6 protein-coding genes are annotated in these 16,994 nt (G+C 45.4%); 2 read left to right on the forward strand and 4 right to left on the reverse strand.

From position 1 onward, the window contains the following. Nucleotides 1-13: 13 nt before the first annotated feature. The 4 genes from H8B21_RS14830 to H8B21_RS14845 all read right to left on the reverse strand — a co-directional run bounded on the left by H8B21_RS14830 (nucleotide 14) and on the right by H8B21_RS14845 (nucleotide 10,630). On the reverse strand, nucleotides 14-3,112 hold the full coding sequence (locus H8B21_RS14830) for a SusC/RagA family TonB-linked outer membrane protein (protein ID WP_190314534.1): 3,099 nt from the start codon (nucleotides 3,110-3,112) through the stop codon (nucleotides 14-16). A gap of 122 nt (nucleotides 3,113-3,234) precedes the next feature. Then, nucleotides 3,235-4,437: a glycoside hydrolase family 88 protein gene (locus H8B21_RS14835; RefSeq protein ID WP_190314535.1), complete on the reverse strand. Its 1,203-nt coding sequence runs from the start codon at nucleotides 4,435-4,437 to the stop codon at nucleotides 3,235-3,237. After that, complete coding sequence (locus H8B21_RS14840) at nucleotides 4,434-7,283, reverse strand: glycoside hydrolase family 2 protein (RefSeq protein WP_190314536.1); 2,850 nt, start codon at nucleotides 7,281-7,283, stop codon at nucleotides 4,434-4,436. Before H8B21_RS14840 ends, H8B21_RS14835 begins: the two co-directional genes overlap by 4 nt. A 2-nt stretch (nucleotides 7,284-7,285) precedes the next feature. Beyond that, the gene (locus H8B21_RS14845; protein ID WP_190314537.1) at nucleotides 7,286-10,630 is read right to left on the reverse strand and encodes a DUF5107 domain-containing protein; all 3,345 of its coding nucleotides are present in this window, start codon (nucleotides 10,628-10,630) and stop codon (nucleotides 7,286-7,288) included. A gap of 448 nt (nucleotides 10,631-11,078) precedes the next feature. On the opposite strand from H8B21_RS14845, the gene H8B21_RS14850 reads away from it, so the two are divergent. Together H8B21_RS14850 and H8B21_RS14855 are read left to right on the forward strand one after the other, a co-directional pair. Beyond that, complete coding sequence (locus tag H8B21_RS14850; RefSeq protein WP_190314538.1) at nucleotides 11,079-13,895, forward strand: sugar-binding domain-containing protein; 2,817 nt, start codon at nucleotides 11,079-11,081, stop codon at nucleotides 13,893-13,895. A gap of 62 nt (nucleotides 13,896-13,957) precedes the next feature. After that, complete coding sequence (locus H8B21_RS14855; RefSeq protein WP_190314539.1) at nucleotides 13,958-16,990, forward strand: SusC/RagA family TonB-linked outer membrane protein; 3,033 nt, start codon at nucleotides 13,958-13,960, stop codon at nucleotides 16,988-16,990. Nucleotides 16,991-16,994 lie beyond the last annotated feature (4 nt).

Consider the following 16,994-nt stretch of genomic DNA (forward strand, 5'->3'; position numbering starts at 1 on the left):
TAGCCTTTCAGGATTAAAATTGAAAATTGACGCCACCATTAAAAACCCGCATTGGTGGATATACCCTTCCCCATAATTCACGCGCATCCGGATCTTTACTATATTTCATGTTGGCCCAGGTAATCAGGTTATTACCGCTTACGTACACCCGCATCGACGTTAGCCCCACTCTTTTTAGAAAATCAGCCGTAAAGCGGTATCCCATTTCTACATTTTTTAAGCGGATGTAAGAGGCATCCTGAATCCAAAATGAAGATGGTTGATAATTATGCTGCCTTTCAGGGGATAATTCTAACCGCGGAAAGGTGATTTTTTCACCATTCGCATACCGCTCGGGAGTCCATCGTTCCAAGTGCCATTTCTGAGCCGATCCCCAGTCTGAAGTAAACGGATAAGCGGAAGCCGACTCAAACCTCACCGATACATTATCCGTCCCTTGGAAAAGAGCCGACAGATCAAATCCCTTCCACGAAAAGCCCCCAGAAATGGAGTAAGTCACTTCCGGCCAGTCGGAATACCCAACCGGTCCCATATCGTCCGTAGAGATTATCCCATCGCCATTCAGGTCTTTATATTTCATATCACCCAGTTGCACGCCCGCCGTAGACCATTGCGATGCCGGGGCAGCGTCCACTTCCTCCTGCGTGTTATAAAACCCTTCGAAGGTGAGTCCGAAATACTGATTGATCGGTCTGCCGGTCCGTAGCATCCAGTCGTATTTCCGCGTGGCCTCATCCTGAAAGATAATTTTATTCCTAGCAAAGGCATACGCGCCCTTCACCCAGAATGCCGCGTTTCCGATGGTATGATCATACCCTACTTCAATTTCGTATCCTTTATTCTCTACTTTGCCGATATTTGCAGCCGGCAGCTCTGCCGCCACCAGTTCCGGCACGGTCGATAACCGCCAAAGAATATTATCCCGTTTCTCTTCGAAATAGTCGGCTGTAATGCTCAGGTGGTTAGATAATAGTTTAAGTTCGGCTCCCACATTCAGTTTTTTCGCCCGCTCCCAGGTTACGTCCGGATTTCCGATTTTTCCTTCGCGGTACATATTAAACCGGGTCATATTGACACCAGCCTCACCAAATACCACGGCCTGATAGCCACCATTTCCTAAGGTATAGGGGCCGTTGAGATACAAATATCGGTCGCCCCCAATTTTGTCGTTACCCACTTCACCGTAAGAGCCTCTAAATTTTAGAAACGTCACCCAATCATTTTCCGGGAAAAATGGTTCTTCACTAGCTACCCATCCTGCGGATACCGACGGAAAGAAACCAAAACGCTTTCCTTCCGGAAAATTTTCCGATCCGTTGTATCCCATATTGAATTCACTCAAATAGCGATTTTTATATGCATATGTAATCCGCGATACCAACCCCAGATAAGCAGTAGGAAGCTTATACGCTAAATTAGGATAAAAGGCACGTTGGAAATTTGCCAAAATAAGGCCGGTAACTTGATGCGATTCGCCAAACGTCCGGTTGTAATCCAGTGCGGCCTCCGTATACATCTTACGCCATTTGTTGTTATCGCCAACACTTTCAGACAGATTATAGAATGGTCCACCTTCTTTGCTTTGATACATGGTGTACCCCATGGGGCTGTTCGGATCCTTTAAGATCGTATAGGCCGGAAAATACCGACTGCGTACCTTATGTTTCAGATAGTAACTGTCGTAAGCACCCATCGCCCGAACCGATAAGCCAGGTGTTATCTTATGCAGGTCGTACTTGATGGACAAATTGGTATTAACGGTGCTGGAGTAATCGTCCGTCACGAAGGCACCTCCCGTACTGGTCGGCCCTGCTTGCCCCCAAGGATTGAAGTTAGGCACGCCGGTAGGCATACCAGTAATCTTTTCGATATATTTACCCTCCACAAAACCGGGGCTCGTCATCGGAGGTAAATTGGCCGATTTATCAAAAGCCCCCCAAGCCCCACCATTGGGTATGGAATTATCCGTAATCTGATTGCCCAGTTTCAACGAAATCGTCAAATCCTCAATCGGTTTAAAATCAAAGTTCATCCGGATATTATATTTGTCGTAGGTATGCTTAAAGGGAAACCCTAAATCCTGCTCTGGTTGATGGTATCCTCCACTTTGGTTGAAATAGCCCAACGATGTAAAGTACTGTAGCCGTTCTGTACCTCCCGAAATATTGGTATTGTAAGATTGTTGAAACGAAAAAGGCTTGATCAACTCCTCCATCCAATTTTTACTGGTGTGAAATATAGGGTCTTCCCCTGTTTGATATAGCCGTAAGTCTTCTTCGGAGAAAACGGGAGTCTGTCCCATATTCATCTGCGCCTCGTTGCGAAGTAGCGCATATTCATAAGAGCCGAGGAGTTCCGGAAGAATAGAAGGCTGTATGGCTGCGACGTTACTCGTAAAATTAATCACAGGCTTTCCAGTTTTCCCCTGTTTCGTGGTGATCAAGATCACCCCATTGGCACCCCGCACACCAAATACAGCCGTCGAAGACGCGTCTTTCAAAATGTTGATCGACTCGATCTCATTAGGATCTAAATTATTATAGGTTTCCCTTTCTACACCGTCAATCATGATAAGAGGGCCTCGTCCGCCAGCATTCAACGTGGCCATTCCCCGGATAAATATGGTGGCCTTATCATTGCCAAATTCTCCGGAATTTTGTACCGCTTGCAAACCCGGAGCCATACCGATCAAGGCATTACTGATACCCGCCACCGGCGCTCTGACCAAATCCTCTCCCGACACCGATGCAATAGCACCCGTCGTCGTGATCTTCTTTTGTTGCCCATACCCTACAATAACCACGTCCATCAGTTCATTATTCGCTGCCTGAAGATCAATCGTTATGAATCTGCGGTTGTTTACGGCCGCCTCCTGTGTTTCGTAACCGAGGAAACTAACCACCAAAACGGCGTCATCAGATACCTCCAGAGAGAATTCTCCCGCATCGTTGGTACTCGTGCCACTGTCTGTATTTTTTATCTTAATGCTGACGCCCGGCAAAGGTTCGTTACCTTCAACCACCTTTCCTTGAATACGTCGTGTTTGTGAAAAAACATCGCCTATTGATAAAAAGTAAGCTATTCCGATAAGAATGAGTAATGTTTTCTTCATGTTGATAAAGGTTTATGATAGATCAATTAGCTGAAACTACAAACAAATATAACGACCTATTAGGGTGTGGAAAATAGAGGTTTTTAGGAAAAGGATGGACAATTTTACTTCAAATCATACGACTAATTTATTCTTTTATATCGAGCCATCGATTCTATAAAATAATAATCCGCATAGATTAACGGTACGTCGATATCGGCATGGCGAGGATAATTCCCCACTCCGTGCTTGAGAAGAAAACCTCCATTTTTTCCATAGTCCGAAAAATAGGTCGGCGATGTCAACGATTGCAGCATCTTTTCTGCAGCTTTAAGGTAGGTCTCGCTTAGCGGCTGTTCTACATAGCCGCTAAGCTCGAGCAGTGCCGAACAGATAACGGCTCCGGCGGAGGCATCCCGAGGAGCCGCCGGAATGTCTTCGGCATCAAAGTCCCAATAAGGAATACCGTCTGCAGGTAGATGGGGATGATTTAAAATAAATTGACCAATATGATTAGCTTGCTCCAGATACAAGGGATCGCCCGTTTCGCGGTACATGACGGTGTATCCATACAATCCCCACGCTTGCCCGCGCGCCCAGGCAGACGAGTCGGAGGCGCCTTGCACCGTCTGCTTTTTTCGTACCTCTCCATTACCCGGGTTATATATTACCAAATGGTGCGAGCTATAATCCGGACGAAAATGATGCTTCATCGTAGTATTGGCATGTTCAACAGCAATTTTATAAAAAGATGAATCCCCCGTCATTTTTGTCACTGCAAACAGCAGCTCTAGATTCACCATATTGTCAATGATCACCATGAACTGCGACGAATCCGAATCCCACGAACGCAGACAACCTACTTTCGGATTAAAACGCGACGCCAACGATCGCGCACTGTTAACGAGGATAGAATCATAAGCTGGTTTCGGTTCCAACCGCTTTGCGTTTCCGAAAGAACAGTACATCATAAAGCCCAGATCATGCGTCGTGGTATTAAATTGTTCCTTTTTTAGAACGTCCATTTTTCTTAGCGCTTCCTGATACAGTAGCGTATCGCCTGTCAACTCATAGAGGTACAGCAAACCTCCCGGATAAAAGCCCCCTACCCAAGGTTCGGAGCCGCTGGTAACCAACTGTCCCTTATCTTCATAATAGGTAACCGGAAACCGGTCCGGCTTCAATTCCTGCATCAAGAACGTATATTGGCTGGCAGATTCTTTTATTCGTTTTTCTACTGTTTCCAACAGCGATTTTCTCGAAGGATGTTTTTCATTTTGGGCGTTGGCTATCGTACCAACGAATATGAACAGGGAGGCGATACCCCATTTTAAGGAATACATCATGGTCTTGGGTTTTCTTTTTTTAATAATTGATTCAACTGCTGCGGCTGAATAGATTGTTGGGGTGCAAAATCATCCGAACTCACGTATTGGAGCATGCTATAGTACAGCTGGCGTACCTCCGGTTGATTTAAGTTGGGGATTAAATTGGCCATCGAAATAAAGAGCTTGCCCGCCCCTACTTGAAATTCAAATAACATTCCGAGTTTATGATTTCGATCAATATTGTCTATTATCTGTACAATGGGACGATAGCGCTTATCCGTATGGTCTAAAATCAATGGTCGGGCCATCTTCATAATCGACCACCACTGCCAATTGCTGTGCGCTTCCGTCGGGAAATGTTTAAACAAAGGGTGTTCAGGATCGGTTAGCATCCCCAAAGTACCTGCCGAAACGGGTCGGTTCATCCTTTCGGCAGAATTTTTAAATGTTTTCCAGTTCCAAAATTCGCTAATAAATTGCGGTTTTATCGATAGTTCCGCTACGGTCACGTGATTCGGAAATAAAATGACCCGTTCACCCGCTTTCAATAAATCCACCACTTTGTCATTATATTCTGTGGCCACATGCACATTTTTGGGAACATCCATCGTGACATGAGCCGGATATACCCAAATGGGATAAACGGAGGTTAGCCCCGTAGAAGGTACACGAAGTTCGACCTGAAACTTGGATGCCTTTTTCTGGTTTTTAAGCGGAAAAGAGATATGCCCAATAGGGCTGATTTGACCTTTGTTAGCCCGAATGGACAATTTTCCGGAAATAATCTGATCGTTAGTCTCCGTATCAACGATCCTCCATTCCAGCGCCTTGTCTTGTATGGTTTGTGGACTGTAATTGACCAACTGGATATCCGCTGTAAAAGTTTCATCACTACGCCAAACGTATTTATCCATCAGCAACTGGATCACAACATCGTTATTAAACTGTCGAAATTCCGCTTCGTCGATCAGTCCCTTACTTTCCATAAAAGCATTCAACAAACCTACCAATGCTGTCCCCTGCCCCGGAAAATCTTGAAGATCCAATAATTGAAAACCTGCAAAGCCGGGTGTGCGGAGAGCCATTTCAATTTCTTCGCGGTAGAGCAAAGCCGTAAGTTTTCCAGAGGCATTCAAAAAATCGGATGCCTGATCGCCCATGCCAGTTTCCTGAAGGCGTTTTCTGAATATCTCGAAGTTCAGCGGCCGTAAAACGCCGGTATACCGATCGATTTCACGATAATCAGGATATACTTGATATTGACCATTTTCATGACCGATGATAGGAAGTGAGTGCCCCGCAATACCCGCCGTAAAATTCCTCCGGGTAGAGGGTTGCTGTGTATTAATCTGTCCATTTCCTGCATCTTCCGGCGTAGCAAAACCACCTCTCACATCGTATTTCCCGTTGGGCGTTTCTCCGCCGGTACGCATGGTTACCCAAAAATCATCGGTTTCTCCCGGCGCCGGATTCTCGTAGAAAGCGTTGGTTCCAAAAGCATACAACGGACGGGCATCGTGCTTTCTGAGCCGGTCCACTAACGCTTCATGAACTTCGCGATCGCCTATCAGCTCATTTCCCAAGGACAGCATAACCAGCGACGGATGATTCCCATACGCATCCAATATAGCCTGCCCTTCCTGCTGTTGAAAAGCAATAGCAGCGGTATCTTTCGCCGTCATTTGCGACCAATTGGGCAATTCCGTTTGAATATAAATCCCTTCTAAATCTGCTGCTTCGAAAGCCGCTTGCGGCGGTGTATATGAATGAAACCGGTAATGGTTGATGCCATAGCTTTTTGCGATTCGGTATAGCCGTCGCCAATCCTCCGTCTTCATCGACGGATAACCCGTTAAGGGGAAAATACAAACATCATTTTTGCCCCTTAAAAAGACAATTTCCCCATTATTTGTAAACTGTGTGCCTCGTGTATCGAAATTGCGCAGCCCTAAAGTAGCCGTTTGCTCGTCGTAAATGGCATCATCTACAAGCAGGCGGACGGATAATTTATATAATGCCGGGTTATATTCATCCCATAGCAAAGCATCTTTGCCTAAGGGGTAATCGATTGCCACGATACTATCGTCCGTATGAAGCTGTACAGGTAGCGATAAAGCTTTTACATGCTTCTTCTGGGGGGTATTATGCGTATGTGCTTGCAGTTCTATCCGCACCTGCTGTTTGGCGTGTATATTATTTTTAAGGTTCAGCTTCACCTCCACACGCTTATCAGCTACTTTGGGTGTGAGCTTCATTTGGTAAATTTCTATGGCAGGGATAGCTTCTAAAAATAATTCTCCGATTATCCCGTTCCAGTTCGTCTGGGTGTGTACACTTAGCGCGTGCGATCCGCCCACCGGTGCCAAGTTGGGCGAATTATCTACCCGGATCGTCAGGGTATGCTTGCCAGGAGTCAATGGCTTCTCAAAACGGTATACCTGCGGTGCCAATAATACCTTGCATTCCCCCATCCACTCGCCGTTGAGCCAAACTTGAGTGGCCTTCGTCCTTTCCATAAACAGCCTGACTTGTTTGTCCTTCCAATGTTCGGGAATCTCAATTTCTTTATGATACCAAGCGGCTCCGATATATTTCCAGGTTTGGCTAAGATGGTCAGTCGTCGAATCCTTCACAAAAACACCTTTTCCCTGCTCTTCCAACGAACCTGGCAAAGTTACCGTCTCTTTAAATGTACGATCCTGCCACCGCTCCTGTATACCTGCGTCGGTGTCCAGCTGTAATTGCCAGTCGCCACGAAGATCTATCCGCTCTCTAGCAAAAGAATCACGGTGTTGTGCGGTAACCGTCAGCAGGCTCAAGCAGCATATCCAAGCAACTACAAATTTTATCCGATTTAGAATCATCGCTAATCAACTGTTTTCTTTTCCTGCATTTTAATAAACGCCAAATGTGTTTTCGCACCAACGTGTATACTGTCTTTTCGCAAGACATTTTCAAACTCCTCATTCGCTTTGTCCGGTTTCCCTAAGCCTAAATAGCCTAGCCCCATCATGTATCGACAATGAATTTCATTTCTAACAGCTAAGTCGTCATCAAAAATGAGCATATCCGGCAGAGATACGGCAAAGTAATCGATCTGCGGCTTGTCGTTAATATGAGTTTGTCCGTATGCGATGAGTTTGTTGAAAATCCCGGTAGCTTTCTGCTCATCACCCAATTTCCTCCAGGCCAGCCCTTGATAAAATATCATATCTGGTTTCTGGTCGTTATAGAATACCGCAGCAACAGGTTCATTTTCGCCTTCGGTAGCCTTTTTAAAACTAATATCGGCCTTTTCAGTTTCGCCCATTCCCTGATAGGTTTCCCCTAGCCAATAAAACAAATCATTTTCTTTTGCTCCAATGAGTTTACCCTCACCCAAATTTACAGGATATACCTGTGCCTGCTCCAATAGCTGGATGGCAGCCTCAAATTCCGCTTGCCGAATAGCTTTTTTAGCTAATTCCATTAAACTGTATACATATTGCTCAGGTACCTTTCCCTCGCCACCTTCCCAAGGGTGAAACTTTCGTCGGGACAATTGCTCGCGCGCTTTCTCATATTCACCCAGAAAATTATATAAGGAAACCCGTTCTAAATATAGGTCATCTCGCGCTTCCAGCAGTGCGTTGTGCTTCTCCAATAAATTTAGGCGCTCTTCCGGAAGCCTATTCAAGCGTTTATACAATTGATCGAGCTCCATGAACACCCGCGAATCGTTCGGATCAATTGCAAAAGCCTTCTCAAAACATTCCACGGAACGAGCGGGATTCGCCTTTTTATTAAAGTAAGCTATTCCTAAATTCCGGAAAACGGTAGCAAAGGTATCGTCGCGTTTTATTGAGGTTTCCCACAGCTGTATAGCATCGTCATATTGCCGTTTATCATACCATAGATTACCCAGATAATAAGGTGCTTTCGCATCCTCCGGGTTCAGTTTCAGCGCACATTCCAGCACGCCGATCTCTTCTAATCGATTGGGAAAGCAAAGCTCTGGATGCGCCGAGGCAGCCCGCTTAAACCAGGATTTCGCCTTTTGCTCATCGCCAGCCTTCCACGTAAACCACCCCAAATAGTAGGCAATCATGGGCTGACGATGGATGTCTGTTGCTACGACGCTCAACACTTCGATAGCTTCGGGATACAGTCCCGCTGCCGCATAATCCAAAGCATATTCCAGAAAACTATTGCTGTATTTTCGCGATAGCCTTTCCAACTCTTCCAAAGATTCAGCCGATTTATCTTTCTGATCAAGCAGCGAATAGGATTTACCAAGCTCGAAATACGCACCTAAATTAAATCGGTCGCGCTTAATAGCTTCTTTACTTACGGCTATCGCTTCATCCCATTGATATTGTTTGCGTAGAATAGCGGCTTTTAAAACCCAGGCTTTATTATTCCGCGCATTTCGGTCTATAGACCAATTGATATGTTCGAATGCCTGCGTTAGATCATCCTTTATGAGGTCGATCTGTGCCAACGAAAAGTAGCCACTATCCTGCCACGCACCATTCCATACCGCTTTATAGAAAGCCTCATAGGCATCGTCTAGCCGATCCATAAATTTAAGCGATAAACCGAGATTGTAATACGGTTCGCCATCATAGGGATTAGGATTTCGCTGCGTATAGGTTTCAATAGCCTTTCCCAGGTAGGGCTCGCTTTTCTCAAATTTCCCTTTTCTTAAATACCATTTTCCCAGCGCATTGTTGTTTCGCGCATCCTTTGGATCTCTGCGAAGGGCCTCCTCATAGTAATCAACTGGATTGTATGTAGCGTGCCGGTATTGTTCCAAGTGTAGACCGGTTAAAAACAGCTGCTCGGTATTCTCCACCTCTTGTGCAGGTAAAGCCGCTTCGGCAGATTTGGGAAATTCGGTAGCGATATCCCGAAGAGGTTCATAGCTAATCCGTTCTTTTCCGGTATGATCCTGTATAACCACTTTAAGATCTTTCCCGTTTACTTCCCTTTGGAGGTTTATCACTTTAACAAATACGTTTTCCGGTGAAACGTCAAATACCTCTTTATGGAGCAACTCGGTTCCACACCAGATCGCGAGTTGATTCCTCCGTTGCTCTGATGTAGAAAATACTTTTACAATCGCCTTCTGCCCTTCCGTATCCATATAAATCAGCATGTCCTTCGTGGCATTTTTCACTACGCCCAACTCCTGATAAGGCATAAAATATTGCGTAAACGATTTTTCCTCATAAGGCATTAGCCAGGTAAAGTCAGGTTGATTGTCGGTATATACGCCAGTCATCAGTTCAATATAAGGGCCATCCTCGTCGGTTAGGTTACGGTCCCAAGCCTTACCGAAATCCCCATTTCCCCAGGTCCACTGCTTTTTGCCCGGCGAAACGTGGTGGTTGGCAACATGCAGAATCCCGGCCTGCGTATCATTTTCATAACCGCCCACAAAATCATAGCTTGACTTAACCGCCATATACGACGTCGGTACCGGTATATTTTTATAATTGGAAATGTCCGTTCCGGGCGAATAATCTACCTTATAATAGGTCCCCGTTGCTATTGGGAAACTGGTTACATCCCGTTTGCCATGGTCAAACACTGCATTTACATCTGGCGGAAAAACGGATTGATAGTAATCGTTGACCTTGACAGCCGGATTCGCCCACCATAGAAACGTCTGCGGCAGTGCAGTGCGGTTATATACTTTGGCTTTGATTTCCAGGTATGCTTTTTCCGGATAAACCGTGAACCCGGCCATTCCTTTGGTACCAAACATGCGCTCAATTTCGTTTACCCAAACGGTTTTGCTCCCATCCGCATTTTCTTCTATCGTGTAATCCACCGGCTGAAATGTGCTTGGTCTGTGATGTTGTGGCCAGTTAAACTCTATCCCTCCCGATATCCACGGACCGCACAGCCCCACCAAGGCCGGTTTGATGACATGGTTATAATAGATAAAATCCCGTTTTTTTACTTTGTCGTATGCCCGCTGGATTCTCCCGCCCAGTTCAGGCAAGATCATAATTTTTATATACTTATTTTCCAGAAATAAAGCGGTGTATTCGACATCCTCTTTATCGTCGTATATCTTTTCGATAACCGGATTGGGATAAACCACCCCACTACTACCTTGATAAACACGTTTCTCAAAAAACATCGGATTTTTCTCCGGATTGCCACATTTATAGGTAGGAATCTTGATCTTCTCTTCCCAAACATTTACAAAAAGGTCATTCATTGTTTGCGTAATTTAAATTTATCTGTCAATGTTGAGGCTGTCTCTTTCCATCCGTAGAAAAAGAAAGCCTAGAAAACACATGCCTGGCTTGTAGATAAAAGATATCCTATAATCAGGTCTAACTGTACACAAACATAGGGTTCCATCCGACAAAACAAAATGGATGATTCAGTGAAAATGATAGACATTTTTACGGGGGCTTATAATTAAAAATAGTTTTTTTCTACATGTTTTACAGATTATAGTCCATTTTCTAACTCAGAATATCCTAATAAATTTGCTTTTGTTATAAATCTTAGCAATAACATCACGCTATCGTAAAAGTGATCAAAAAGGTATTTTTACATAGTTGCTCTTTACTATAGGGAAGTATCGTGTCGATGTGTTTGCGTGTTTATGATACATTTTATTTCATGAATTTATTGTCAGTAAATCCAAATTTTAAAAAATGAAGTTTTCAACTAAAAACCAGACGGTCCGCAAGCTTTTACTCTCTATTTTAATAGCTTGTTGCTTATATACCGAGTTATTTTCGCAGACCAAGCTTAATCTATCTGGGCAATGGGCCGTCGCGCTCGATCCTTTGGATATCGGTGTGAAAGAGCAGTGGGAAAATCGATTGTTCGACACACAGCTTTCCCTTCCGGGAACACTCGACGATGCAAAGTTGGGAAACCCCAACACGTTAACTCCCGAATTGGAAAAACTACAGCTCACACATCTCACCCGCAAACACCGCTATGTCGGCGCTGCCTGGTATGCTAAAGAAATCGAGATTCCGAAAGACTGGAACGGCGAGAAAACAATTTTAAAGCTAGAGCGGGTCATCTGGAAAACGACCGTATGGGTCGATGGCGTAAAAGTGGATACCGAACAAAACAGCTTAATTGCGCCTCACTATTTTGATCTGAGTAAATACCTCACGCCCGGCCAAACACATCGGATTACCTTAAGGATAGACAATCGAAAATTCTTTGACGTCAGCTATAATAACTTAGCACATGCCTACACCGATCACACACAAATCATCTGGAACGGCGTTATTGGCGAATTTTCCCTTGAAAATCAGCGTGCGGTACACTTTGACGACGTACAGGTTTATCCCGATATCACCGCCAAAAGCGTAAAAGTAAAAGCGGTTATCCAAAATAACACGACACGCACAATGAAATTGCCCTTGCACGTTGAATGTTCTTTAAAAGCGGGCAAGGGGCTCGCCGGACAGGTAGATCAAGAGATAACCCTCTCCGCAGGAGAACAGGTCGTGGAATTTACCCTCCCGATCACGGAGGAAATTCTGCCTTGGGACGAGTTTCACCCCAACTTATATAGCTTACATCTCTCGTTAGGTCGAAAATCCAGATCCACCGACACCGCCTTAGACTTTGGCTTTCGCGATTTCAAAGCACAGGGCAAAACATTTGAACTGAACGGACAGCCTATATTTTTGCGGGGAACGCTCGAATGCAATATTTTTCCGCTTACCGGACACCCGCCCATGCAAAAAGACGAATGGTTAAACATATTTCAAACCGCAAAAAACTGGGGATTAAACCACATCCGCTTTCATTCGTGGTGCCCTCCTGAAGCAGCGTTCGCGGCAGCAGATCAGCTCGGCGTTTATCTGCAGGTGGAGCTGCCTATTTGGTCTTTAACCGTCGGTGAATTCCAGAGTACCACCGAATTTCTTTACGAAGAGGCCCAACGGATGATCAAAGAATATGGTAACCACCCATCGTTTATGTTGTGGAGCTTAGGCAATGAACTACAAGGCAATATGTCGGTGCTCAATAAAATGGTCTCTGATTTAAAGGAGACGGACAATCGGCGGTTATTTGCGAACACCTCGTTTACCTTTGAAAAAGGACACGGCGATAGACCGGAACCAAACGACGATTTCTTTGTGACCCAATGGACCAAAGACGGTTGGGTTAGAGGTCAAGGTGTTTTTAACGCGCAAAGTCCATCGTTTAACAAAAACTACAACAGTGCATTGGCTAATGTCCATGTCCCTGTTGTGACCCACGAGATTGGACAATATGCTGTTTTCCCCAATATACGCGAGATCGACAAATACACGGGCGTTTTAGATCCGTTAAACTTCAAAGCGATACGGAACGATTTGCAGAAGAAGGGGCTAATCCAGCAGGCTGACGACTTCTTACAATCATCCGGTAAGCTTGCTGCCATCCTATACAAAGAAGAGATCGAACGCGCCTTAAAGACTGCTGGCATCAGCGGCTTTCAATTACTCGATCTCCATGACTTTCCGGGGCAAGGAACAGCTCTGGTAGGTTTGTTAGATGCTTTTTGGGAAAGTAAAGGTATACTCGATTCCACAGATTTTAAGCGCTTCAATGGCCCCCTTGTTCCACTTTTAAATTTCGAAAAGGCAACGTATAAAAACTCGGAGGTATTCCATGCAGACGTCAGTGTCTCCAATTACCTTCAGCCTTTTCATGAAAGCCAAACGATCGAGTGGTCCATCAGCAAAAACGATGCTCTCCTGGAGTCAGGAAAATTTGACGTACAGCTCGGCATGGGCTTTAATGATGGTCTCGGAAAGTTTTCGGTCGACCTCAGCAGCATACAAGAAGCCACAAAACTCACTGTCCAACTGCAAATAGCCGGTACTAATTATAGCAACAGTTGGAATATTTGGGTATATCCCGCCTCAGAAACCGTGAATTTTGGAGACGTCATCTACACCAATGATGTTACCGAGGCTATACAACAGGTACAAGCAGGTAAAAAAGTGCTCTTAAATCCCGATTGGAAGACCACCAAGGGGCTGGAAGGAAAGTTCGTTCCCGTCTTTTGGAGCCCCGTACATTTTCCAACACAAGCCGGAACAATGGGGTTATTATTAGATAAGCAGAACGCGGTGTTTGCCGACTTTCCTACAGACAATCATACCGACTGGCAATGGTGGGATCTAAATGTCAACTCTACCACTTTGATTATCGACTCTCTGGAAGGTGGAACACCCCTCATCCAGATGATTGATAATTTCGCCAACAACAGAAAGCTGGCACTAGCCTTCGAGGGTTCTCTTAATGAAGGGAAACTGATGGTTGTTTCCATCGATCTTAACTCCAATTTGGAAAAGCGGATCGTCGCGAAGCAACTCTTGCAATCCATTCTGCGGTATATGAACAGTGACGATTTCCGGCCTGCGACGATCCGGAATCCGAAGTGGCTTGCAGACAACCTCAAACCCCAACAGCAAGAACAAAAGAAACAAGACGCAACCGCTATTTATTAAAACACTCGATCCGCGAATGAGCATACAGATAAAGAAGGACTGTATATTAAAAATCAAGGAAAATGAAGACATATTTAATTATTATGCTATTTATCGCACCCCTTATCGGTTGGGCTCAAGAGCAACCAACGGTAAGCGGGGTAGTAAAAGGAAGTGACGATACCATAATCAGTGGAGCTACAGTAGCCGTGAAGGGAAAGCCCATTAGCACTTCGACGGACAACGACGGTTCTTATCATATTGCCGCGGCACCCCAAGACACGTTGGTATACAGCTTTGTAGGCTATCAACCGCAGCAGTTACCTGTAGCAGGCAAATCAACAATCGATGTATTTTTAGAACCGATGGCATCCGATTTGGAGGAAGTCGTTGTAGTCGGTTACGGTGCTGTCCGCAAGAGTGATCTAACGAGCTCCATTACTTCGGTCAAAGGCGAAGATCTAAAAGATTTTACGGCCGGTAGTGCGCTAAACGCCTTGCAGGGAAAAGCCAATGGTGTGCAGATTACGGGCTCTGGAGGACCAGGGGCAAGTCCGCGTGTCATTATTCGTGGAATTACATCGGTCAACGGTTCAGATCCCCTGTATGTGGTAGACAACGTGCCCCTACCCCCGGGTACAAACCTAAATTTCTTGAATCCAGAAGATATAGAGAGTATGGAAGTCCTGAAAGACGCATCAGCCGCTGCTATCTTCGGAACCCGGGCATCGAATGGAGTAGTCCTCATCACAACCAAAAAAGGTAAGTCGGGCAAAACCGTATTTACCTTTAGCGGATCTACAGGAATACAAACCATTTCCAAGCCGAATATAGCGGATGCATCCATCTACGAGCAGGTATACAAAACACGGTATACCAACGACGACAATGAGCCAATTTGGAATGCGGAAGATAATTTAAAACCCGGCGACGGCACAGATTGGTGGAAAGAAGCTGTCAATACGACAGCCATGATCCACAATTATAATGTAGGGTTTCAAGGAGGAAGCGAGAAGAACGTATTTAGCGGAAATGTTGGGTATTTCAGACAGAATTCGCAGTACGATGTGGGCTATTGGGATCGCTTGTCCATACGGCTAAATAATGAATATACCCTCATCGAGGATATTAAGTTGGGGATCGACCTCGCCCCGCGCTATGAATCCTGGACAAACACGCCAGACTTGTATGCCGACATTATGCGGATGGATCCTACTACGCCCATATTCCGTCCGACAGATGAATGGGAAACCAATGTATTCAACAACTATGCTCGTTCCAAGCATAATCAAGTATGGAACCCGATGGGACGTTTGGCCCGTTTAGACGAAAAAATACAACATTTCGCATTGATTATGACGCCTCACCTGACGGTTACGCCTATCCAAGGAATGACCGCACGGACGCAGTTTAACGTAAATGCACGGGTACAAAACGCGCACAAATTTGAACCTGAATTTTTTATTGACAATCTAGAGCAAGGTGAGCGTAGCTATATCGAGCGTCGGAACGACACCAATATCGATTGGAACTGGACGAACACCCTAAGCTATATGTTTGATCTGGATAAACACTATTTCACTACGATGGTCGGTTTTACGATGGAAAAGTTTAGCACTTATGGGTTGCTTGGTTCGCGGTATGACCTGCCAAATAGCCACCCTGACCTTCGCTATCTCGATGCCGGTACCGATGAGGAAAAAGCATCTGGTACCGACACTTACCGGACGTTGATGTCGGTGTTGGGCCGGCTAACGTACAACTATAATTCGAAATATTACCTTACAGCGACCTTTAGACGCGACGGATCTTCGGCATTTCCTGCAGGTAACCGCTATGCCAATTTCCCGTCTATTTCGGGTGCGTGGCGTGTCAGCAATGAGTCGTTTCTAGCAGGACAGGACATCTTTCAAGATATCAAGCTGCGTGCGGGCTGGGGCCGTGTGGGCAACCAATCTGTTGCGGGACCAGGTCTTTATATCAACCTGATCGGACCGGCGGACTATGTGTTCGGGCCGGAAGGCACGCGATACGTCGGATCTGCCGTTAGTCAAGTGGGTAATCCGCTGCTAACCTGGGAAACCGTCGAAGATGTAAACGTAGGCTTAGATTTGGCTTTTTTACAGAACAAGTTCACGGTAGGAATAGATTGGTTCCGAAAGCGGAATCACGACATGCTCATGCAGAAAAACAATCTACTCGTCCTCGGTTATCCGATGTGGGATGCCCAGATGTGGGCCAATATCGGGAGCATGCAGGCACAAGGATGGGAGTTTGCGCTCAAGTACAGCGACAATAGCCACGCATTCACTTATGATTTAGGGTTGAACATGACGGCCGTGCAGAGTAAAGCGATGGAACTGGCTATGGATGCCCCTATTCTAACCGGGGCGGTCTATAACGACCTGGCGATACGCAATATACCCGGCGAAGAGATAAGCCGATTTTTCGGCTATCAGATCGATGGCGTATTCCAAAATGAGGAGCAAGTGCAGCAACATGCCGGAACCGATGCCACGCTTATCCAGCCTAATGCACAACCCGGAGATTTTATCTTTAGGGATACCAACGGAGACGGCCAGCTAAACGAAGATGACAAAGTGTTTATGGGCAAAGCATTTCCAGATTTTACGGTTGGATTTAACGCCCGTCTGGGTTACAAAAACTTTGATCTGGTTGCCAATTTCTATGGTTCGGTCGGCAACGATATCATGAACTTACCCAAAGTTGGTTTCTATTCTGGAGAAAATGGCCAAAACGTCTATGCCGATGCCTTTGATAAGGCTTGGAACGGCGAGGGAAGCACCAATACATTTGCCCGCTTGTCTGTAAATGATTTGAACAATAACTATCGTATTCCCTCGACCTTTATGGTTGAAAATGGTAGCTTTTTAAGGGCGAAGCTGTTACAACTGGGATATACCCTACCCTCCTCGATGTGGTCGAATGGCCAGCTTAGGCTGTCCTTATCTGCACAGAACCTGTTTACGATCACCAATTATACCGGCTTAGATCCTGAGGTGGCATCCGGAGGGACAGCTCTGGAATCGGGTATAGATCGCTTAGGTTATCCTAATCCCCGTACTTTTCTTCTTGGTTTAAACCTCACGTTCTAAAATT

It is taken from the genome of Sphingobacterium chuzhouense (genome assembly GCF_014692525.1).
Classification (GTDB): Bacteria; Bacteroidota; Bacteroidia; order Sphingobacteriales; family Sphingobacteriaceae; genus Sphingobacterium; species Sphingobacterium chuzhouense.

Bases quoted from the DNA above. Each gene is read 5' to 3' on its own strand.
- H8B21_RS14830 (WP_190314534.1), bottom strand. From the start codon at position 3,112: ATGAAGAAAACATTACTCATTCTTATCGGAATAGCTTACTTTTTATCA.
- H8B21_RS14840 (WP_190314536.1), bottom strand. From the start codon at position 7,283: ATGATTCTAAATCGGATAAAATTTGTAGTTGCTTGGATATGCTGCTTG.
- H8B21_RS14845 (WP_190314537.1), bottom strand. From the start codon at position 10,630: ATGAATGACCTTTTTGTAAATGTTTGGGAAGAGAAGATCAAGATTCCT.
- H8B21_RS14835 (WP_190314535.1), bottom strand. From the start codon at position 4,437: ATGATGTATTCCTTAAAATGGGGTATCGCCTCCCTGTTCATATTCGTT.
- H8B21_RS14855 (WP_190314539.1), top strand. From the start codon at position 13,958: ATGAAGACATATTTAATTATTATGCTATTTATCGCACCCCTTATCGGT.
- H8B21_RS14850 (WP_190314538.1), top strand. From the start codon at position 11,079: ATGAAGTTTTCAACTAAAAACCAGACGGTCCGCAAGCTTTTACTCTCT.